The organism is Corynebacterium sp. HMSC074A09, from assembly GCF_001811545.1.
GTDB classification, from domain to species: Bacteria; Actinomycetota; Actinomycetes; order Mycobacteriales; family Mycobacteriaceae; genus Corynebacterium; species Corynebacterium hiratae.
Genome location: NZ_KV805097.1, coordinates 12,495 through 32,915, shown reverse-complemented (window position 1 = coordinate 32,915; position 20,421 = coordinate 12,495). Strand labels below are relative to the sequence as shown.

Annotated in this window: 14 protein-coding genes, 1 tRNA gene and 1 other RNA gene; 2 read left to right on the top strand and 14 right to left on the bottom strand. The window is 61.7% G+C overall.

Going from position 1 to position 20,421, the window contains the following annotated elements; all coding sequences use genetic code 11:
• Positions 1 to 2: 2 nt before the first annotated feature.
• The 3 genes from HMPREF2807_RS00860 to ffs all read right to left on the bottom strand — a co-directional run bounded on the left by HMPREF2807_RS00860 (position 3) and on the right by ffs (position 2,016).
• Entirely contained in the window at positions 3 to 380 is a 378-nt protein-coding gene (locus tag HMPREF2807_RS00860) for a suppressor of fused domain protein (protein WP_232751585.1), read from the bottom strand.
• Between the two features lie 184 nt (positions 381 to 564).
• On the bottom strand, positions 565 to 1,836 hold the full coding sequence (locus HMPREF2807_RS00855) for an aspartate aminotransferase type Ic (protein ID WP_046648836.1): 1,272 nt from the start codon (positions 1,834 to 1,836) through the stop codon (positions 565 to 567).
• Between the two features lie 81 nt (positions 1,837 to 1,917).
• Positions 1,918 to 2,016, bottom strand: an RNA gene (gene ffs, locus HMPREF2807_RS00850) — signal recognition particle sRNA small type.
• A 167-nt stretch (positions 2,017 to 2,183) separates the two neighbouring features.
• Between ffs and HMPREF2807_RS00845 the strand changes: the two genes are divergently transcribed.
• A tRNA-Ser gene (locus HMPREF2807_RS00845) sits at positions 2,184 to 2,272 on the top strand.
• Positions 2,273 to 2,339: 67 nt separating this feature from the next.
• On the opposite strand, the gene HMPREF2807_RS13295 is transcribed toward HMPREF2807_RS00845, so the two are convergent.
• The 4 genes from HMPREF2807_RS13295 to gluQRS all read right to left on the bottom strand — a co-directional run bounded on the left by HMPREF2807_RS13295 (position 2,340) and on the right by gluQRS (position 5,936).
• The gene (locus tag HMPREF2807_RS13295; protein WP_083306500.1) at positions 2,340 to 2,705 is read right to left on the bottom strand and encodes a VOC family protein; all 366 of its coding nucleotides are present in this window, start codon (positions 2,703 to 2,705) and stop codon (positions 2,340 to 2,342) included.
• A gap of 273 nt (positions 2,706 to 2,978) precedes the next feature.
• Positions 2,979 to 3,314, bottom strand: coding sequence for a hypothetical protein (locus tag HMPREF2807_RS00840; RefSeq protein ID WP_070509682.1), 336 nt, complete (start codon positions 3,312 to 3,314; stop codon positions 2,979 to 2,981).
• A 48-nt stretch (positions 3,315 to 3,362) separates the two neighbouring features.
• A complete protein-coding gene (locus HMPREF2807_RS00835) occupies positions 3,363 to 4,934 on the bottom strand; it encodes a cation:proton antiporter (protein ID WP_070509680.1) in 1,572 nt (523 codons plus the stop codon).
• A gap of 69 nt (positions 4,935 to 5,003) precedes the next feature.
• Positions 5,004 to 5,936 carry a tRNA glutamyl-Q(34) synthetase GluQRS gene (gluQRS, locus tag HMPREF2807_RS00830; RefSeq protein ID WP_070509699.1) on the bottom strand — a complete coding sequence of 311 codons (933 nt, stop codon included), beginning with the start codon at positions 5,934 to 5,936 and terminating at the stop codon, positions 5,004 to 5,006.
• A 58-nt stretch (positions 5,937 to 5,994) separates the two neighbouring features.
• Between gluQRS and HMPREF2807_RS13810 the strand changes: the two genes are divergently transcribed.
• Positions 5,995 to 7,305, top strand: a complete 1,311-nt coding sequence (locus tag HMPREF2807_RS13810) for a hypothetical protein (RefSeq protein ID WP_049157807.1) — start codon at positions 5,995 to 5,997, stop codon at positions 7,303 to 7,305.
• An 18-nt stretch (positions 7,306 to 7,323) separates the two neighbouring features.
• Here HMPREF2807_RS13810 and HMPREF2807_RS00820 read toward each other — a convergent pair whose 3' ends face one another.
• From HMPREF2807_RS00820 to HMPREF2807_RS00790, 7 genes are read right to left on the bottom strand one after another with little or no spacing between them, the layout of a single operon-like run.
• Positions 7,324 to 7,827, bottom strand: coding sequence for a hypothetical protein (locus HMPREF2807_RS00820; RefSeq protein ID WP_070509678.1), 504 nt, complete (start codon positions 7,825 to 7,827; stop codon positions 7,324 to 7,326).
• Positions 7,824 to 8,834, bottom strand: coding sequence for a TRAFAC clade GTPase domain-containing protein (locus HMPREF2807_RS00815; RefSeq protein WP_046648844.1), 1,011 nt, complete (start codon positions 8,832 to 8,834; stop codon positions 7,824 to 7,826). The genes HMPREF2807_RS00820 and HMPREF2807_RS00815 overlap by 4 nt, the downstream gene beginning before the upstream one ends.
• Positions 8,834 to 9,793: a hypothetical protein gene (locus HMPREF2807_RS00810; RefSeq protein WP_070509676.1), complete on the bottom strand. Its 960-nt coding sequence runs from the start codon at positions 9,791 to 9,793 to the stop codon at positions 8,834 to 8,836. Before HMPREF2807_RS00810 ends, HMPREF2807_RS00815 begins: the two co-directional genes overlap by 1 nt.
• Positions 9,794 to 9,811: 18 nt before the next feature.
• On the bottom strand, positions 9,812 to 11,494 hold the full coding sequence (locus HMPREF2807_RS00805; RefSeq protein WP_070509672.1) for a GAP1-N2 domain-containing protein: 1,683 nt from the start codon (positions 11,492 to 11,494) through the stop codon (positions 9,812 to 9,814).
• A 2-nt stretch (positions 11,495 to 11,496) separates the two neighbouring features.
• Entirely contained in the window at positions 11,497 to 13,890 is a 2,394-nt protein-coding gene (locus tag HMPREF2807_RS00800; protein WP_070509670.1) for a SaeA-related protein, read from the bottom strand.
• A 23-nt stretch (positions 13,891 to 13,913) separates the two neighbouring features.
• Entirely contained in the window at positions 13,914 to 16,751 is a 2,838-nt protein-coding gene (locus HMPREF2807_RS00795) for an AAA family ATPase (protein ID WP_070509668.1), read from the bottom strand.
• The gene (locus HMPREF2807_RS00790; protein WP_070509666.1) at positions 16,751 to 20,419 is read right to left on the bottom strand and encodes a tubulin-like doman-containing protein; all 3,669 of its coding nucleotides are present in this window, start codon (positions 20,417 to 20,419) and stop codon (positions 16,751 to 16,753) included. Before HMPREF2807_RS00790 ends, HMPREF2807_RS00795 begins: the two co-directional genes overlap by 1 nt.
• Positions 20,420 to 20,421: the final 2 nt, after the last annotated feature.

Below are 20,421 nucleotides of genomic sequence, written 5' to 3'. Positions count from 1 at the left end.
CGTCACTCCGAGCGCTGCCAATCCAGCAGATCGATGCCTTGCTCTGCCACCGCCTGCTGCAGCGCCGGCACGCCTTCCTCGACGGCGTAGGCATACTCGGCGTCGCTCAGCATGAGCAGTTGGCACACCAGCGTTAGGCGGCCCTCCTCCGCCACCTGCGGGGTCTGGCCGCCCCACAGGTACGGGGCGATGAGCATGCCATGACGCACGCTCAAGTGAGCGAAGCGCTCATCGTCTTCAGCAAAGAGCTTGGGCAAGAGCAGGCCCGGTTGCGCGGGCAACAAGCCTGCGGCTTCCGTGAGCAACGCTGCCGCAGCACTCACTGCGGCAGCCACCTCCACCTGCCCGGTGCGGGCGACGGTGAGGAGCTCACAGCGCACGTCGATGCTTTGCTCGGCGTGCGCTAGCCCGGTGTCGACGGCGGCAAACTCACACGTGACGGCGAGGGACTGATCCCCCTCCAGTGAGGCTAAGCCCAGGCGCTGCCCCTCGACGTTTTTAAACTCGAGGTCAGCCGGGATGATCTGGTCAAGCCAGTAGGCCGTCTCGTCGGAGTTGATTGCCTTATACCCCCAGCTTCTCTAGTGCGGCGAGCAGCACACAGGTGGCCACGCCATCCATGGCTGCCTCAACTTCTTCCTGCGGGGGCAGGGACGGAGCCAAGCGAATGTTGTGGTCCTTCTCGTCCTCGCCGTATGGGTACGCCGAACCAGCCTGGGTCAGGAGAATGCCGGCGTCACGGGCCAGCTCCCACACGCGGGTGGCGGTGCCCTCCATCACGTTGAGGGAGATGAAGTAGCCGCCCTTGGGGTGGGTCCAGTCCGCGATCTCATGGTGGGTGAGGTTCTTATCCAGGATGCGAAGAACCGCCTCGAACTTCGGCGCCAGCAGCGCAGCGTGGCGGCGCATAACCGCGCGCACGCCTTCGGCGGAACCGAAGAACTCGTAGTGCGCAAGCTGGTTGATCTTGTTCGGGCCAATGCCGCGGATACCGGCGTGCTCCAGGTACCACTCGAGGTTATCTTCGGAGGAACCGAAGAAGCTCACTCCGGAGCCAGCGAAGGTGATCTTCGACGACGAGGACATAGCCCAGAAGCGGTCCGGGTTTCCTTCCTGTTCCGCAATCTCCAAAATCGGCAGAACCTCCGGGAAGTCCTCGGTCAGTGTGTGCACGGCATAAGCGTTGTCCCACACGATGCGGAAGTCCGGTGCGCCGGTCTCCATCGCAGCGAGGCGGCGGGTCTTCTCTTCCGAGATGACGGCACCCGTGGGGTTGGAGAACATCGGCACAACCCACATGCCCTTAACCTGCGGGTCCTTGGCCAGCTCCTCGACTGCTTCGATGTCCGGGCCATCTTCTTCCATCGGCACCGAAATCAGCTCGAAGCCGAAGGACTCCGTGATGGCGAAGTGGCGGTCATATCCCGGGGTGGGGCAGATCCACTTGATGGTCTCTTCCTTGGACCACGGCTTCTCAGAGCTGTTGGTGCCGAAGGTGTAGGCCCACAGGATGAGGTCATACATGATGTTCAGGGAGGAAGAGTCCGCCGCAATGAGGAGCTCCGGATCCATGTTGGTGAGCTTGCCCCACAGATCGCGCAGCTCCTTGATGCCCTTCTGGTTGCCGTAGTTGCGCAGGTCATTACCCGCAGCATCGGTGTAGTGGCCGCGCCCCGGCAGAACGAGCAGATCGTTGGACAGATCAAGCTGCGCCTTGGACGGCTTACCGCGGGTCAAGTCAAGATCCAACCCCTCAGCCTTGAGGGCCTCGTAGTCCTTGCGCACCTGCGCGGCAAGCTCATCAAGCTCGGACTTTTCAAGATTAAGAAGAGACATCCGTCTTCCTTCCGGGACGTAGTGCGGACATATGGCAACCATACTAACGCCCCGTCACATCCCCCGTGTGAAAGCACACAAATAAAAAGGGGACCCCGCGCACCCGCCAGAGCCTCCTGACCCTTGCTGCATTCCTGCCCTGGGGGAGTTCAGAGGATGGACGCCACGCGGAATCCTGCGGTCTAGCCTAGCGCGCCTTGCTTGCCGACGCCAAACCGCTCCCCCACCACCCAGCTCCCCACTCCGCTTCCAAGCGCGCTTTCCGCCTCAAGCCACTACATCCTTAACTTTTTCGCCCTGACCTGGCGATTTTGCTTCATTAGGGGGCTCATGTAATGTTTTCCAGCGGAGGATTCGACTAGCGGCCTATGTCACACGCCTGGAACGCGTGCGGGAGTCACATCCCTCAGGGGTTCAAATCCCCTATCCTCCGCCACTGGGAAGTCCCCCTGGATGTCATCATCCAGGGGGACTTCTTCTTTATCCGGAGCCAAGCCCCCGTTTCACCACGTATAGAACTCCAAGATGTTTCCGTCTGGATCCGAAATGTAGGCGGAATAAGAACCCCATGGCATTTTCTTCGGTGAGGCAGAAGCCTCGCGATAGGAATCTGGAAGTTGACTCCAGTACTCGTCGACGTCCTCGACAGAAAACTGGATTACTGCTCCGCCGGGGGTCGCCGGACTAGTGTTAGTGGCTGAAGCAAAAGCTGAAGAATCGAATACGCCAATTACGCTGTCATCAAACGACACTTCAAAATATCCTTCTCCAGCAGACAATGGCTTTACCTCGGAGTTTGGAAGTTGATGGTAGAACTCCCATGAGGCTTCGATATTGCGGGTCAAGATTGTCAAATGATCGAATCGCATGATTGGAATAACCTTTCTCGCTGGGCCAAAGATTTGTTGCGATTATTCCAAATACCCTTTGCACGTGTGCGGTATTAGAAGTCGAGGCTATTGGATTCTTCATGCGGTGACTTGGAGCCTTCAAGCAAAGGAACCAAAGTAAAGGCACCATTTGCGGGGACTAGGATGGAAAACCCCAGGTGATTGCGTGCGGAGTTTCGCATAAGGTGTCAGTACTTTGGTTCCTTTGCGGCTGAGGGAGGCACCTCATCGAACGTCCATGGTCAACCGCCCCTAATCGAACTCGGGGGCCTCGAAGCCGTCTTCCTTGAGCCACTCCACGTGTGGCGGGGTATTCATGCCCCATTCCGTGCGGACGAGCAGGAAAGCCTCTTTCACCTCGTCCTCGCCATAGCCGCCATCGCGCAGGAACTGGCGGAAGCCGCGGGGGCCAGGTTCTTTGATCCACAGCCACACGTAGTCATCCAGCGTGCTATCACCCAGGATGTCCTCCATGCCCGCTGGCAGCAGCTCACGCCCGGCGCGCACGCGCTCCTCCAAGTCAGCATCGAAGAAGTCGTAGAGATAATCCAGGCCGTCTTCCAGCTGAGCGTACTCATAGGCGTCCATTGATTCGCTCCTCTCGCCACCATTCTTAGTCACGGATCAGCACTCCCCTCAACTGTGTTTCTTTGCGCCGAGGGACATCCGGTCGACGTCGGCAAGCACTTCGTCCACAATCATCGGGTTGAATTCCCTATCGCGGCGCAGGCGCAGCAACTCTTGCTGGGCGCCGGCAAGGGCTGTTCGCCGTGCCGCGAGGGCCACCTCACGGGCCTCGATGGCCATGCGCAGACGAGTTGTAGCGTCCTCACCGTCCTCGTCCTCACCGAGGCGGTCCTCAAACCATTGGGCAATATTTGCCGCAGTGTCGGGGTCCAGTTCCTCATACTTCGCGCGCATCGCAGCAATGCCGGCTTTACGCGCGCGGGAGGTAATGGTCGCGCGCATTTTATCCGTGGCTGCCTGCGAATACGTAGTGAGGTCGAGCTGACGCATAAGCCACGGCAGCAACAAGCCGGGAATCACCATGGTCATGAGCAGCACCACGAGGGCGATAACGGTCAACTCGTTATAGAAGCTCAAACCACTTGGAACAGACAGAACCAGCGCAAGAGTCACCAAACCGCGCATGCCGGACCACGTCATAAGCAGCACTTCCTGCAGGCGCTGCGGCGCCAGGCGTGGCTTCCCGCGGCGCCTATTAATGAGATAGAAGGCGTACATCCACACCAAGCGCACGAGGAAGGCAACAACGGACAGGATGACGCCGATGATGACCGCATGCCAGAGGTCCGCACCCGCGGCGTCGATGGCGCTGAACACGGTCAAGCCAATGAGGCCGAAAGCCACACCCGTGAAAAGTAGCTCGACGGTCTCCCAGAATGACTGGCCGGAGAGGCGGTCCTCCGCCTGAATCGGCGCGCGGGAGTGCAGTTCCACCGCAGCAATCACCACAGCGATGACACCGGAGGCACCGAGCTCCTCCGCGGCGATGTACACGGCAAAAGGAATCACCCACGTCAACGCGTTGCGAGCGATAACCTCGTGAACCGCGCCGACGAACCACGAAGACACGCGCCCCACGACGAGCCCGAGAATGGTGGCTACCGCCGCGGAGTAGAGGAAACTCGTCACCGCTTCCCCGGCGTGCATCTCCCCCGAGCTCGTCACGGCTTCCAGGGCGAGGTGGAAGGCCACAATAGACGCAGCATCATTGAACAGGCCCTCAATCTGCAGCACGGAAATGATGCGCCGCGGGATACCGGCTGGTTCTGCCACGGCCTCGACGGCCACCGGATCTGGCGGGGCAATCGCGGCGCCGATAAGGATGGCGGCAGCGAGCCCCAAGCCCGGCATGAAAGCACGGGCGGTGAATCCCACCGCCAGGGTCGTAGCCACCACGAGCAGCACGGACAGAGCCAGGATGGTCATCCACTGCTCACGAATGACACCCCACGATGTTCTCCTTGCCAGCGCCCACAACAATGGCGGCAAGAAGATGGGAAGAATGAGGTCAGCAGGCACGGAGAATTCAAATGTGCCATTCGAGAAAGTGGCGTACACCGAAACCGCCACCGCCGTAAGGATAGTCAAAAGCGCCGGCCAGGGAAGTCCTATTTTGTCCCCTACCGCCTTGACGATGACGGTCAACAGCATCAGGCCAATAAGGACAAACAAAACTTCCATGCTGAGCTTCTCTCTCCGTTAAATTTTTTGTTCTCAGACTACCGCTGTACAGCCGGCGAGGGGGAGGAGCTACACAGCGCCATCCCAGACGAAGGCCTCCCGCGATAGCTTCTCCGGCTGAAACTGTTGGCACAGCTCCTGTACGGAAGAGGCCTCATACCCTAAGGAGTGGGCCAAGAGCTTGACGACGTCCCCCGCATCCCTACCGTGCCCATCGAGCAGCTGACGCAGGGTCACCGCCCCATCGCGCTTGGACAAACGCACACCCTCAGCGTTGAGCACGAGCGGCACGTGGACGAACTCCGGCTCCGGATAGCCCAGCTTGTGCGCCAGGTAGGCCTGGCGCGGGGCCGAAGACAGTAGATCATCACCGCGCACGATCTGATCGACGCCTTGGAAGGCATCATCAACAACAACCGCCAGGTTATAGGCCCAGTCCATGCCCTGGTTCGGATCCGCTGGGGGCTGGCCGCCACGGCGCAGGATGAAGTCATCCACCTCCCCGGTGTACTCGCCGGCGAGGGCATCGTGGATGGTGAAGGAGGAGGCGTCGGCGCGCAGGCGTATGGCTGGCACGCGGTTTTGAGCAGCCAGCTCGGCGCGCTTGGCGGCCCGTTCATCGTCGCTAAGCGCGCGGCAGGTGCCCGGGTACTGTCCTGGGATGGCGTGTGGGGCGCGGGAGGCTTCCTGGATGTCCTTGCGCGAGCAGTAGCACTCAAAGGTGGGAAGCTGGGCGAGTGCCTTCTCATAAGCCGCGTAGCGATCCTGCTGGTAGATGACCTCCCCATCCCAGTCCAAGCCGAGCGCGGCGAGGTCCTCCAGCTGGCGCTGCGCCGACTCCCGCGAGGAGCGCTGCGTGTCAATGTCCTCCACGCGCATAAGAAAGCGGCGCCCGCTGCTCCTGGCGTAGAGCCAAGCCAGCAACGCCGTGCGGAGGTTACCCAGATGCAGATCGCCGGACGGGCTCGGGGCATAGCGCCCGGCGGGGCTGAGAGAATCCATGCCCACCAGTCTACGAGGAGGCCCGCGCGCGTCGGAGTCCTCTACTAGAATCTCCCCCATGGCTTCTGACGCGACGTATCCCCTGCTTGATTCTGCCGACGCCGAGCGCATGCTCGCCTATGCGCGTGCCCAGGCGCCGGGGCTTTCTCTTCCCACCGTTGAGTCCGCCCACATTGACAAGCAGATCGACCGCGTGCTGTCCAACGACACGTTCCAAGGCTGTGCGGAGGATGCCGTCCCTGCCGCCCACTACTTGGAGGCGCGGGAGACACTTCGCGTGGCTGCTGGCACCATCGAGAACATCGACGATTCCCTCACCATTGCCTCGATTGGAGCGCTGACCGGGCAGCCGTCTCTCGTAGCTACTGGCTATACGCGTGTGGCCCGCGCATGGTTGGATAACGACAACACCGAAGAAGCAGAGAAATTTGCGGCCAAGGCAGCAGCGGCTGGTGACGACACCGCGCTGGGCGAGATCGCCGCAGCTCGCACCGCGGCCAGCCACAAGGATTTCTCCGAGTCCGCCCCCGCTAGCGAGAATGCATCAATCAGCCCCGACAGCACGACGTCGCTCTCGGATCTGCAGGAACTTCTAGATTTCGCAAAGAACGGCGATGCAAAGGCGCATGCGGCCGACTTCGTGGCTGTCAACGACGCTGTGACCGGAGGCAAATTCGACGGAGCGGGTGCCACGATGGCCGCAATCCTTCAAGCCATCCTCGAATCGGCCGTGGGCGCACTCTGGGCATCCAACTCTGCCGCCGACTGTGAACGCGTGGCTGCGCAGTCCTTCACCATCCTCTCCAACGCACGCAGCGACGAGGATTACCAGCAGCTCCCAGCGCCCATGCTGGCCCGCTTCTACAGCGATGCCGCACAACACTCCCCTGACGATGTAGAGCAGCGCGTGGCCTGCTTTGCCGCCGCTGCCCGCGAGTACCAACGTTGCGGCGACCTCGACGGTGAGCTGCACGCCCTCCTCAAGACCGTGGCCCTCGATGTTCGCCACCGCGATCCGGAGGAGGCCTACGACATCCTGGCCTCACGCTATGTGGACTCCACGAAGCTCAAGAGCCTCCCCGTAGCCGCCAAGTGGACCGTTCTGTATTCCGAGAGCCTGCGCACGCAGGCTCAGGACATGTTTAAATCCACCCAGGTGTTGCTCGACTTCTTGGAGAAGCACCCCGCGTCCCAGGCCACCACGTCTTCGGAGCAAAACGCCATGGCGGAGGTAGCTGAGCTTCTTGGGGATCGCTACACCGCCGCCAACGCGGCAGACCGCGCGCGCAACATGTATCACTTTGCGTTTAACCTGTTTGCCGCAGCGGGCAATTCCCGCGCGCTCGAGGAACTGCGCAAGAAGGCCTAAGCCACACGCGTACAAGGCCTAACGCTGTCGTTCTTGCCCACCAAACCACTGCCGGTTCGCCGGCAACCACAGCAGAACGATGACTGCCGCGGAGACGATCGACGCGGGCATCACCGAACTCAGTGGAATGAGCAATACCACGATGGCGCTGATAGCGGTCAAGGCAATCCGCGCCGACTGCTGCGCGTGCAGCACATAGGTCGTGATGACACACACGAGAAGGACCAGCACGCCCAGCAGCACGCCGAGCTCCGTGGAGAGCTGGTCCGTGCGGCTTACCGCCGCCGGGCTGTTTTCAAAGGCCACGAGCCGGCAGATGTTGTAGACGGCGTAGCTGGTGATGAAGATCTCCAGCACCGCTGCGACCTTCAGCGGCCACGGTGCCCACTGTGCCTTCATATCGGCGGCGCGGCGGGCCTGGCGGACGGTGTCGCTGACCTGCCCATAGCGATAGTCCGGCGCGGTCCCGGCAGGCGAGCCCGGCTGCGGTGCTCCTGGGGACTGCGGGCTGCCGAAAGTCATGACACGTCCTGCACAAAAACGCCGCGGCGGCTGAGCAGCCAGCGGATGGGATCCAGCACGCGATAGGGCGCAATGCCGCTGCGCGCCAGCTGGCGGCCCGTCGGGGCCTCCCCCAAGGCGGAGACCACGAAGAAGCTGCCATCGCGCGGCGCGGCTGAATAGAGCTTGTTGATCAGATCGTTGGCGCCCAAGAAGCGCAAGAGCGATTCCGCTTCGAGGTGAACCATCCAACGGTCCGAATCGCGGAAATTCCACCCGGTGTCGCGGCGGAAGGCAGCACCGCGGTTGGCCATGAGCTTCTTCCACCGCACGTCATCCACCTGCTCTAGCTTCTGCACCGTGTCAAACTTCGAGATGGTCACCGCGAGCGGCGGCGGGGTATCCGTATCGAGCAAATCCAGCAGGTTATCCAGGACCCGCAAAGAGTCCGCGCCCAGTTCACCAATGTTGGGAATCAGGCCGTGGATAAAATCCTGAATCTGCTGCACGCGGAGCGGATCGAAAAGGAAAATCACCAAATCCGCGTGCGAGAAGAACGCCAGGTTCTCCCGGTCCGCCTCGTTTTCCGGAGGGTTCTCCAAGTCCTCGCCCGCCACGTCACGGAAGACCAGGTAATTCATGCGCTCGCGGCCCTGCTCATCCGGCCACTTACCGAGTTCAAAAATCAGCGGATCGCGCTGGTAGGCGTCGGTAGCCACCGCACTTGGTGTGGGGTCCATGGCACGCATCTCCTCAAAGAGCGGCCGCTCATAAACCTCCGCGTAACGCTCGCGCGTGGATTCATCCGCCGCTTGGACGGAGCGATTGTGCTTGTGCGCCAGCTGCTTGAGCTGCTTGATCATCACTGCGGTGTAGAGCGACTTACCGGAGTTACGCGCACCGGCCATGGCCACGCAATGCGTCACGGCGTCGGTCCATCCCTGCGGCAGCTCGCGGTTAGTGTACGGACTCACCGTCACACCATCCTCGAGCGGTTTAAAGGTCCACGGGCAACGTGCCTGGCTCATTAGTTCCTCTCTTTCAGCATGGCGGTGACGCGATCGGTCAGTTCCGAAAGCTCCGTGTTGGCGCCGGTATCGAGCTGCTTGACGACGTCCCCGTCGATCACCGCGTACGCCACATGAGCCGGGGTTCCGTTGATGTGCGCAAGCTCCAACTCCTGGCGCCCGATGGCGCTCGTGATGAGCACGACGGTAGGCACCTGGGTTTCCAGCATGGAAGCCACTGGGGAATCGGTGACGTAGATAGCAAGAGAGGCTGTAGAAGCCACCGTCGGCCCACGCCACGGGCGCTGTCCGACGCGCTCCGCTCCGTTATCGATAACGCCCGCGATGAAGCGCGTGAGCTCGTCTACCTTGTGGGTCTCGATGCTGTCCTGGCCGTCGGTGGCGCGGAAGTGCCGGAAGGCATCGGAGAGCGCATCGATGTATTTGGCGGCCGCCTCAACGATCTTCGGTGTGACGTTGACCTGCATGGAGGCGGAACCATCGACGACCACGGTAACGGCATCGAGGCCAGCGACGTCCAGCTCCGCGCGGCGCATCTTGGAGCGCACCTCGCGGGCGGAGTCGGTAATTCCGGCGCCCTCGGTCGTGCCGAATGCTTCCAGACGGTAGCTGCCGGATTCCGGGGTGACCTCGGCGAGGCGCTCGGCGGAGTCCTCGGCGGCGTCGATAAGCACGCGCGGGAACGTCACCGAGTCGCCCGCGTTGCTCACCGTCAGGCGCACCTCGCTGCGCAGGCCGAAGGTCCCATTCCCCTTCGGGCGCACAACGATGGTGGCGCGCTCGGGAAGGGAGTGCACCATGAGGGAGAGATCGTGGACGCGCACGGCGTCAACGCCCTCCCCCAGGATCGCCAGCTCCATCGAGGCGCCGCCGGTTCCCATCTCGAAGGCTTCGACGCGCAGGATGCCGTCTGAGCCGATGCGGCGGGACTCGCCGTCCCGCAGTGTGTATTTAGCCATGACGCTTCTTTCCTTCTCTTACCTTCCGTGGAATCCCGTGTTTCGCCCGTGCTCATTGGGAGCTGCGCCTCGGTGCTGCCACGCTGTGTGCTGTGCAAACTGCGCTGGCCCCGGCCGTTGCTGCAGGGGAGCTGAGCGCTCCGCCAGCAACTGTGTCGTACCATCCAGCAACATGGCGACGCGCCCCGTGGCGTAGCGCTCGCAATGCTCCAGCGCGATGACTCCCGCAAAATGCGTAGCGGTGAGGTACCCAATGTGCTCGAGTTCGCGGTTCTCCCAAGGCTGCAGTGCGTCTTCTGCCAAGAGGTTGAAATCCCGCGGGAAGTAGAACACCCAGGAGGCCACTATCGCGGACATCAACACCTTGTCCAGCCCCTCCCCCAACGAAGATTTATCAAGGTAGGCCAACTGGATTGAGCGGCCGCGGTTGACATCAAGGTGCTCGATCCACCAGCGCGGATCGAATTCCCGAAGCTTGTGCCACTCCTCGGCGCTGAGCCCAGGAACGTTGGCATTGCCGCCGGCAGCTCCTTGTGGCTGCGCCTGGCCGGCGGATGCTTCTCCCCCGGGTTCTGGTGCGGCCTCCGGTGTAGTGGCGAAGGGGTTCTCCTGCGGTGTGTTCGGCGCGGGGTTATCAAGCGGATTCGGCGGAAAGCCTGCCGGGGATTCGGCCGACGCCGCAAAAGGCGAGGACTCCGTCAGTGGTGCCCCAAAGTCCGCTGGATCCTTGCCCCAGGAATCATCAAAGCTCGGTGTGGTGGCCTGCTCGGGTGTGGTGTCGGCCGCAGCGTCCTGCTTGGTCTGCTCCTCCTGTGGCTCCGGGGCCACAGCCTCAGCTTCTTCCGCAGCACGTGCTTCATAAGCGCTGACGTCTGGCAGGGCTTCATCGAGCGCAAACACGACTGGATTGCCTGGGATGGTGGTTTCCGCCAAGCGCTGCTTTTCACTCGGCGGCACCACGAGCATGGTGGATGTGCTCAGCGGGAACTCATTAATGGCAGCTGCCTTCTCAAACGTGGAGAACCCGAAACCGTCCTCTCCCACCTCGCGGGCGGTGGCGGCAATCCACAACGCAGCTTGGTTGTCGGGCGCGACGAGAATAACTAAGCCATTGCGGGAGTTCAACACCGTCGCCATGGCAGAGACCAGCGCGCGGTTGAAGGTTGGGTTCGGGTTCGGGCTCACCGCTTTGAACGGCGCGGGAAGCTTGTCTGGGTGGCGGAACTCCCCATCCAGGAATTCCTCCAGCAGCACATCCGAGTGCAGCGGGCCGCGCGCCGAGATCTCCTCCGGTATCTGCACCTTATCCACCTCATAGATGGAAAAGGGCGCTGGAACGTCGGGAGAAAACAGGACCGTCGCCGGTGCCGGCGGGGTTCCCGTGCGCGAAATCGACGTGTACGTAAAGACGTTGCCACCGCGGCCGGTCGCATCCAGCCCGGCAGGGACAGACACCATGGTGACCCACTTTTCTGCCTCAGGAGTCAACGCGAAAACCGCGGTACGGCGGACCAGCTCCGCGCGCTGCTGGGCGGAGGGAAAATCCGGGATCGTCGTGCCGTTGTTGAGTGATGTCGGTACGAAGGACACCAGCTCGGCCAACTCCTCCTGGGTGATATCGCCGGTTTTCTGCCCTACTCCCCAGCCGCCGGCGCGGCCGTTGGCGCGGGAGAATGATGCATAGCTAAATGCGCCGCCCATACCTACTGGCCCCCTTGGTAGTACTGGTCCTGGCTGTAATCTAGACCGTAATTCTGCTGGTCATAGCTCTGCTGTTCATACTGTTGCTGACCGTAGTTCTGGTCATAGTGGGGAGTCTGATTCTGCATTGGTGGGTACAGCACCAGCCTGTAGGACACATCGCCTTCCACCACCACGGCTTTATCCAGTGCGCTCAGCGTGGGGGCGGGGTCGCTGTAGCTTTCGGAGAAACTGCTGAAGGCATCCTGCCCGCCGAAGCTATCGAAAGAACTATCAACGTGGCTGTCAAAGCCCTCAACCGCAAAGAGGCGGATAAAACCCCCGCGCTGGACGTGCTCACCAATTGACACCGTGAAATCCGGATGCTGCCCACGCATCGGGCCTAAACCATGAGCAACGTGCGTGGCGCTCTGCAGGTTGGTCTCCACGATGCCGAGTGCCTCACCGTCTTCGGGGAAAAGCGGCAGACGGTCAGCACGGTAGACCACCTGGCAGGAGAACTGGCGCTTATCACCGTTACCCAAACTCCACAGGAACACCCGGACCTGGCCTTGGGAGTAATCGACCTCGAAGTCATACGTCACCGGGCGCAGACCCTCGTACTGAATCACACGTTCATCGCCCTCGGTGCGCTTACCAGCGAAGACCGCATAGGGCCGCAGCCGCACGGTATCGCCATGCTGATCCAAGTGCAGGCGGATGCCTCCCTGGAGGTCGTAGTCCTCTTCGCGAATCTGGTCGTGCTCGCGGTTGGTGGAGTACTCCACGGCGGTCGCGCCCTTCGGCCAGTCGAAGGTAACAAGCTGGCTATCCACGCGCTCAATGAGACGGAACTGATCATCTCCAATGGACTGCACGCGCTGCAACACCTTGGATTCACCGACCCAGGCATCAGCATCGTTGAAGTTCACAGGGGTGATATAGACCTCGTACCAATCCGGCGGCCAGGGCACCGTCGTGGTTTGGAAGGAGCCCGGCTCAGATACGCCGCGGGTCTCACTGATAGCACTCGACAGTGCACTTTCGACGTACGTCTTCGGCACCGCCGACGTACGCAGATCCGCCTGCGGGGCGGTCGGCGTGAGATAGATCTTTACCTCACCGGTCTTGGGCGAGTACCAGTCCACCTCAATGGAATCTTGGCCATAGTCGCTGCGCCGCTCGCAGCGAGAGAGCTCCAGTTTTTCAAGCTCGCTCGCCAGCTTCACCGAACGCTGAACGGCAACCTCGTCCTGGCTCTGCTCGGTAGCGCCGTGAAACTCCGCTTGTCCCAGCAGGGAAATGACCACGGTCTGCCCGGCTTCCTGCACCGGAATGGTGGCCTTGCGCCCGCTGCTATCCACGTCTTGTTCGAAGCGCGGGGAAAGCTTTTCCTTCTCACTATCCCGGCACGCATAAACCATGGCGCTCGAGTGGCCCGGCAGCAGGTCCCAGGACACCTGGATAGCACCCTTGATAGTGGAAACCTGGACGTTGACCGGCGGGAAGACCACGCCGGTGTCTCCCATGAAGACCGGTTGGCTGTTGATGAGCTCACGAAGGTCCCGGCCCTTGTAGGCCCACACCGCGTAGTGGCGCAGACCTGCCTCGCCCGGGGTGTGGTCACGGTAGGCGGTTCCCTTGGTGTAGACGAGGGTGTCGCCCGCATCGGGTGAGGCAACCATCTCGGAATCATCGGCTACCACTCGGTAGAAGACCACCTCGTCCGGCGCGTGCTCCAGCTCAGGCCACCACAGGCGCACCGGATGGCGCTGGTCGGTGTCCTCCGGCTCTGGTTCTGGCTCTACACCGTAGCCAGGCTCTTCTTGAGAATCCTGTTCCGGCTGCGCCTCAAGCGGTACCTCAACCTCGAAGTTGATGCCCGGTGGAACCCAGTCTGGTTCTTGGCGGTACTGATACTCCGCCCGGATACCGAAGCCCGGGATAGTGATGTAGTCCTCTTCGTTGACCTGAGTCTTTTGCTCCTCCTCGGCCTGCAGTGCTTCCCACTCAGCGAAGAAGTCGCGCGGACCCGCTGCCGCAGGCTGTGCCTGCTGTACCTGCTGTGGCTTGGGGAATGCCGGGGGTGCCTCTACTTGCGCCGCTTCCTCCCGTGCCGCGCGCTCCCGTGCGGCCTCTTCTTGTGCTGCGCGCTCTCGTGCGGCCTCTTCTTGTGCTGCGCGCTCTCGCGCGGCACCTTCTTCCTGCGTCACCGCAGCGTTGCGCGCCTGCGCACTCAGCTCCGGATGGGCCACCTCCTCGCCGTTGAACGTGGCGGCGATCTGTTCAGCGAACTGCCTAAACGGTGCTGATACAGCGTCGCGCACATCATCGGCGCTCACGCGCTTGAGCTCGTGCAGCGTCCTCAGCTCACTCAGCGGTACGTCCGCAATCGAAGGTTTCGGGTTGTGTGTCATCAACGTTCCTTAAAGAGGTTCCGTCAGAAGGTTTCGTCGAGGTCTGAGAGGTCCGGGGCTGCCGGCTGACCAAAGAATGGCCGCGCGGCTGAGCCCTCGTTGTTCTCCTGCACCGGCGACTTAAAGTCCATGTGATTCGTGTCATCCAGCTCATCCAAGGACAGATCCGAGGACTGAGCAAAGGGCTGTGCGCTAGACGACGCATCCGGAATCAAGTACTTGAAATCCGTAATCTTTCCGTACTGCACTACCGTCACAGAACGTGAAAGCTGGCTGGTCAGCGCGGTCTGGCTGTCGACCTCCACGATGCGCGTGCGGGAGCCATCAATTTCGGTATAACCTTCAGCGCCGCCAGCGCTGGTGAGTGCGTTGGGACTAAACGCCTGGAGGGCTCCCTTTTCCTGGTTCATTCCAGCGAGGAACTCAGAGGTGCTCTGCACGCGGCTGCCGCCCTCCTCGCGGAAGGTCACGCGGCTAAGGTAGCGCTGCAGACTGCGGGTCATCCGCGGATCGGTGATGACCTTCTGCCATTCCTGTTGCTTCAGGTCACGGTCCTGCATGTAAGCGTGATCGAGGTTGCGCGACAGGTTATCCAAGGCGGTGCTGGATCCCAGTCCAGCCATGCCCCACATCTCATTGAGCGCCACGGCCGAGTGACCAGTGCGGTTGCGCTCGAAGGTGTTATTCATGTCGTCGAGCAGTGACTTAAGCGAACGGTGTGCCCATTCCGTCTGGTAGATGTAGGAGCGGATTTCATCCGTCATGCGCACGGCATCGTCGCGGTTGAGCACGGCCTGGGCAATGCGAGCGTTTTCTGGAAGACCCGCCTGCGGTGTCCGCAGCCGGTCGCTCGAGGTCTCCTTGCGTCCGAAGGGTGCGTAGATCGCCCGGCCCAGCAGAGCCGACCAGCTCAGGAACTGGTTGTAGGCGTTGGAAATGCGCGAGATCTCCGCGGAGGAGGTGGCCAGATTCTGTGCGGCAATTTCCTGATTGCGGTTGAGCAGCTTTCGCCTCTGCACGTAGTCAAAGATTTCACGCTGAGCCTTAGTAAAGACCGCCCAAGAGCAGATGAGGAAAAGCATGCCCGCCAGGATGATGCCCACGACGTACCACGGCCAATCGAACCACTGCGAATACTCACCCAGCGGCAAGTCTGGGTTGTAGCGCCCGGCCACCATGTAGGTCATGAGGGCAAGCGCCACGAAGAGCACGATCCACATCGTGCGCAGCTTCCGGGTCAGTGCTTTGTTCTCCGCGTTGAAATCACGCGCTTGGAAGTTATTGGCCAGCTCTTGCAGCTCGCGTGCTTTGGCGTGCGCGTCGCGGTACTTCTGCTGGGCATGCCCCAGCTTCTCCCATAGACCCTGGCCCACCTTCCAGGCGAAAGTGGTGCTGTTCTTTGCTCGCCACGAGGCGAACTCGCGCTTCTTGCGGCTCACCGCCTCGTTGCGGGTCTGCTGGCTGGTGTACTCGATGTCAGCGGCGAAACGCTCGGCACCTACTGGATCGAAAGGCGCGACGGTGGCTTGGGACTCGTGTGTATAGCCCAGCGTGCTGGTCATCAGCGGGTGGAAGCCTTGGAAGGAAGCGCTGACATCCTGCACAGACTGGCCACCGTATTGCACGATGTACATGTTGCCCTGGTTATTGCGCAGCCCCTTGGTGTCGATGCTCTCGCGCCACGAGCCATCGACCAAGCCGAGTGCATAGTCGTGATATGCCTCCCACGTGCGCGACAACTGCGGTTCCTGCCCCAAGGAAAAGTGCTGCTCCCGGGCGACCCGCATGGTGTGCTCGCTGGCTTGGCGCAGCTCTTCGACGCTCGTCGCGCCGCTACCCTTGCCGGAGTGCCCCGCCAAGACGACCTCCACGCTGGAGTCCTCGCCATAGAGCATCTTCTGCAGGAAAGTAGCCGCGTTCTTGTTCATCGCACCGCGCTGGCCCTCAACCCAATCCTGGGGCTTGCCCACCACCGTGGACCAGTACAGACGCAGATTATCCTTCAGTGCTGCCCAGCCGCTGACCTTATGGGACTGCAGCTCTTCATAGGCGGTCGGGGCGCTGACCAGCGGAGATATCTCCTGGTTGATGAACATCTGCGCGCACTGCTCCGTGAGCTGCTCCGGGTTGGCATAATGCACGGCGCGCGAAATGTTGTTGACCTGTGGCTGCGGCAGACGCTGGCCGGGATCGAAGACAGCCTTTTTCACCTTGTCCTCGATGTCATTGGCATCGATGGTGCGGTGGAAAGCGCGCACGAGACGGAAGCGTTGCCGGTCACCGGTTTCGATGACGCGGTGCGTCTCCGGATCCAACACCGCCGGTTCCGGCATGCCGCGCCACAGACCGAAAATGCTGGCCACGGCCGGGGCTGCGAACTGTGCCAACTCGAAGCCGTCCGCGGTGCGCTTAATGGGACGGATACGCGACGACGCCGGGGTTCCGCCCTCCTCCGGGGAGAGCACGAGGTTGCTCCAGCCCTGCAACGGGGCAATGTCCACGCTTTCGCGCGGGAGGGCGGAAAGCAACAGGCGCACGCGCAGATTGGAGGCCTGGATGAGCCGCTGATCGACGGCGCTGACCCACTCCGTGAGCTTGTCGACGTCCTGCGGTTGTTCCGCGTCCATCGGGTCAATGGTGGCGAGGAGGACGTCCCCGCTGAAGCTGCGGAGGGCCTCGTCGAGTGTCGACAAGCGCGCCGTTCCCTCTTCCGTAAAGGAGCGCACGACGGCCCCACTGGTGGGGTGGGCATAGTCGATCCAGAGGAAGTTCTGCAGGAGACCAACCGCACGCAGATCGCTCAGGCGGGAGCGGATGTCATCCGCGGTAGCGCCGTGTCCAAAGATAATTACGTTCGTCATTAGAAGGTGTCATCCAGGTCGTTGAGGTTGAATTCCGGCGCGGTGGGCTGGGCGAAGCCTGACTCGGAGCTACGCACCTGCGGCTCCGGCTGGGCCACGGGATTCTCCGCCACCGTCTTAGCCTGATCCAGGTAGTTGCGGATGACCGGAACCATCGCGATGACGTCCAGCGCCAAGTCACGGTAGTACGGCGTTATCGAGGCAACTTCGCGGGAACGGATCTCAGCGAAAGGCTTTTCCTTCCGGCCCTGGCCCGGCAGAGCATTGGAGTGCCCCGGCACAAAGTGGTCTGCGCCGCGAGCAAACTTGTCCAGCTCGTTGACGAAAGTTTCGTAGCGATCCTGAATAGAAGTGCCTACAACTCCGCGGTTCGGGACGTCACCGTTAGCCAGGAACTGTGCCAGGCGATGCACCACTGGGTGCGTCGAGGCACCAGAGTGGGCGAAGTCGAGGCCGTCGTCGAAAAGCCCACGCAACAGTTGGTACGGGTACAGCGAGGAGGCGAAACCGTAACGCCCAGTTTCCTGAACCTTGGCGTAGGCGATGAAGATGGATTCCAGCACCGAGGACATCCAGTCCGACTTCTTGATCATGCGGCGTGGTGAGATGAGCAGCGGGTTCGGGAAGTCCACCCAATCGTTGACGCCGCCATCTGTGTCATCGAAAATGTGGGCCGCAGCGTTGGCGGCATCCGGGTTCGAAATGTAGACGCGGCCGGTGATACGCCCGATGATCCAGCCAGCCACCATGGCCTGGCGTTCCGTGTTCGTCAAAGGCAGTGCTGCCGGCAACGGGCGGGTGCGGCGCTCAGACCACCAGGAGCCGTCGAAATTGTCCTGCTTCTCAATGTCCTTGGCAATGTAGTTGAACATGGAGGAGAAGACGATCGGCGAGTAGTTCGGGTAGGAACCGAAGATCTCGATGTGCTGGACGTGGTCCGACATGTTGAGCGAGTTGCGCAAAGCTACGGAAGAAGGACCGTCAATCTCAGGGCGGCTCAGCACTGACTCCAGCTGAGCGGCAATGCCGGTCTCCGCAGAGCCCAGCTCCGCAAACGGGATATCGGAGAAGGAATAGGTGTACTGCACCGACTTGCCGTGGATACGCTGGACCATCTCATCGTTGACGGCAGCCAGCGGGCGGGCATAGCTCAGGGCCAGCTGGAAAGCCTCGATGAAGCGACGCTGACGCTCCGCGTGCTCGACCTCGTTGATGTCTGGGGTGAGCGTGAGATAGCGGCGCAAGTCCACCGAATTGAACTTCTGGAACTCGTAGTCGCGGCGATTAATCCACTGACGCGAGCGCTCAAGCAGATCAGTTGGGCGAATCTTCGCCCGGTAGTGCGCGCGCTGCGATTCGCGGGTTTCGCCGTTTTGCGGATGGCGCGAGAGGTACTTGGAAACCCAGCCGGCCCGGTTGGAGTAGGCATCGTTGGTGCGCTTCTGCGGCGCCAAAGTGTCATTCGGCGCTTGGGCCGCATCGAGCGATTCCCATTCGCCGCGGATGACCGCACGCACTGCAAAGGGATAGGCCTGCTCGTAGTTGGTGACATCCGCGGTGGACTGCTGGCCCTGGATGGTGCGCAGCATCTGGTCCCGGTAGTCCGAGATGAAGCTGTTGACGTCGGTCAACATGATTTCGTTCTCTGCGCCCTTGAAGCGGGATTCCACGACCTCATCGAGCTCCGTCGGCCACGAGTTGACCTCATCGGTGCGGACGTCAGCAAGCTTGTTGGTTTCTGGGCGCTTCGACACGGCTTTCTCCAACACCGCGTGGGCATCCCCTAGCTCGCGCTTGAGGTGGAAGAGGTTCTCATCGGCATAGTCCTGAAGGACGTCCTTGAGCAGGTGCGCAATCGCCATGAGGGCGTAGCTGTAGAACTGGTTGAAGTACAGGCCCATGAGCGCATTGACGGTGGGGGTCGGATCCGTCATCTGTCCCTTACCGGTCAATGGGCTGAGGATGGGATCCGCGCCTTCCGGCTTCGTCAGCACGCGGGTGTTTTGGTAGTAGCCGGAGTACTCCGCCAGGCACGGCAGGAGGCGGTCGGAGTTGGTGAGAACATCCGTGATCTTGGAGAGCATCTCGCGCACATAAGGCACGCCCACCGCGGCCAGCTCCGCCTCCACGGCGGCGAGCACGCTATCGCTGAAGAAGTTGGCGTAGCGGTAGACGATGTCATAGGCGGCATTGTTAAGAACAGATGCGATGGCCTGCTCGTTGCGCGGATCCGCCATGTTGCCCTCGAACTCTTCACGCCATTCGTTGACGTTGCGGCCCTGGCCTACGGGGATGAAGCTCTGCAGGTACTTCGTGGCGCTGTCTGCGGCCTGCTGGGCTTGACCGCCAAACACGCTGTTGAGCCAGTTCCACACGCTGCCGCTGTCGATCTGCCCGCCCTGCGCCCAAGAAGGATCGAGCGTGATGGAGCCGAAAGCATTGGGCAGCCGCTCCTCCAGCTTCTTGGCAATCTGCATCTCGCCGGCCTCGGGGTTTTGCGGGTCGAGGTGCCCGTTGAAGAGGCGCTCGAAGGCACTGCGCGCAAGGCGCTGGGAGGAGTACTCGGCGAAGCGATCGCGGCCCATCGACACCTGGGCATAACCCAGCGAACCCCAAGGCAGGCGACCCCACGGGGTTCCACCCGTCGGGCTATCCCAGCCGAAGAAGCGGCGGCCGCCGTCACCGGCCGGAGTGTTAGTCATTGCATAGGACACCAAGTTATCGCTGGCCTTGGTGGAGGCCATCAGTCCTGCCAAGGCTCGTCCCAGGCCACGGTAGATGGACATGGCGGAGCCGTCACCAAAGCGGGCGCTGGTGGTACCCATCTTGGAGCCGATCGGGAAAATACGGCTGAAGATCTGGCCCTCCGGCGGAGTACCCATGTCGAAGGCCTCAAAGACGGCGCGGTCATGGTCGCTGGAGTTGCCCATCTGCGCGGCGACGACTTCACCGAACATGGCGAGCGAGTTCGGCCACGCGCCGGCCATGTCATCTGCCTTGTTATCGGAGAAGATCTCCGGGGAGTACATGAAGACGAGCGTGCCCTGCGGGTTCACGTTCGGAATGGTGGTGAGCACACGGCACACGTCGAGGAACATCGAAGCACCTGCACCGCCTGCCATGGAGGAGACCACGAGGACAACCGGCTGTGAATCGCCGGTATCAGAGTCCAGCTTGGTCTGCTTGTAATTGAGGCGGTTGAGCTCCTGGATCGCCTCCTGCGTGAACATCTCATCCACCGCATCCTTGAGGGCCTGGCGAATCTCCTTCAGGTGCGGAAGGGTCAGCATGCGACCGATCGCACGGTACTGGCCGGCACCGTCAGCCAGCTTCACGTCATTGGTGGCGGGGTTGCGGGTGGCCCACGTTGCGATCTCCCCGAGCTTGCCGGAGCGGCCCAGGATGCTGGATACGCCTTCATCGAAGGTGTTGTAGTTCTGGCGCGAACCAATGCCCACGTAGTGGCCACCGTTCTGCGTAACGTTCGGCAGCTTTTGCGGGCCGGCTTCCTCTTCGAGCGGCACGTCGATGTTGACGAACTGCCAAGCCTTGGGCAGCTCGGTTAAGTCCGGGTCGATGCTTCGCAGCTCGGCCTTGAGCTGGTCCATCATGAACGCCAGTGTCTTGGCGCCGGAGCCACCGCAACCGACGACGAGGAACTTCTTCATCT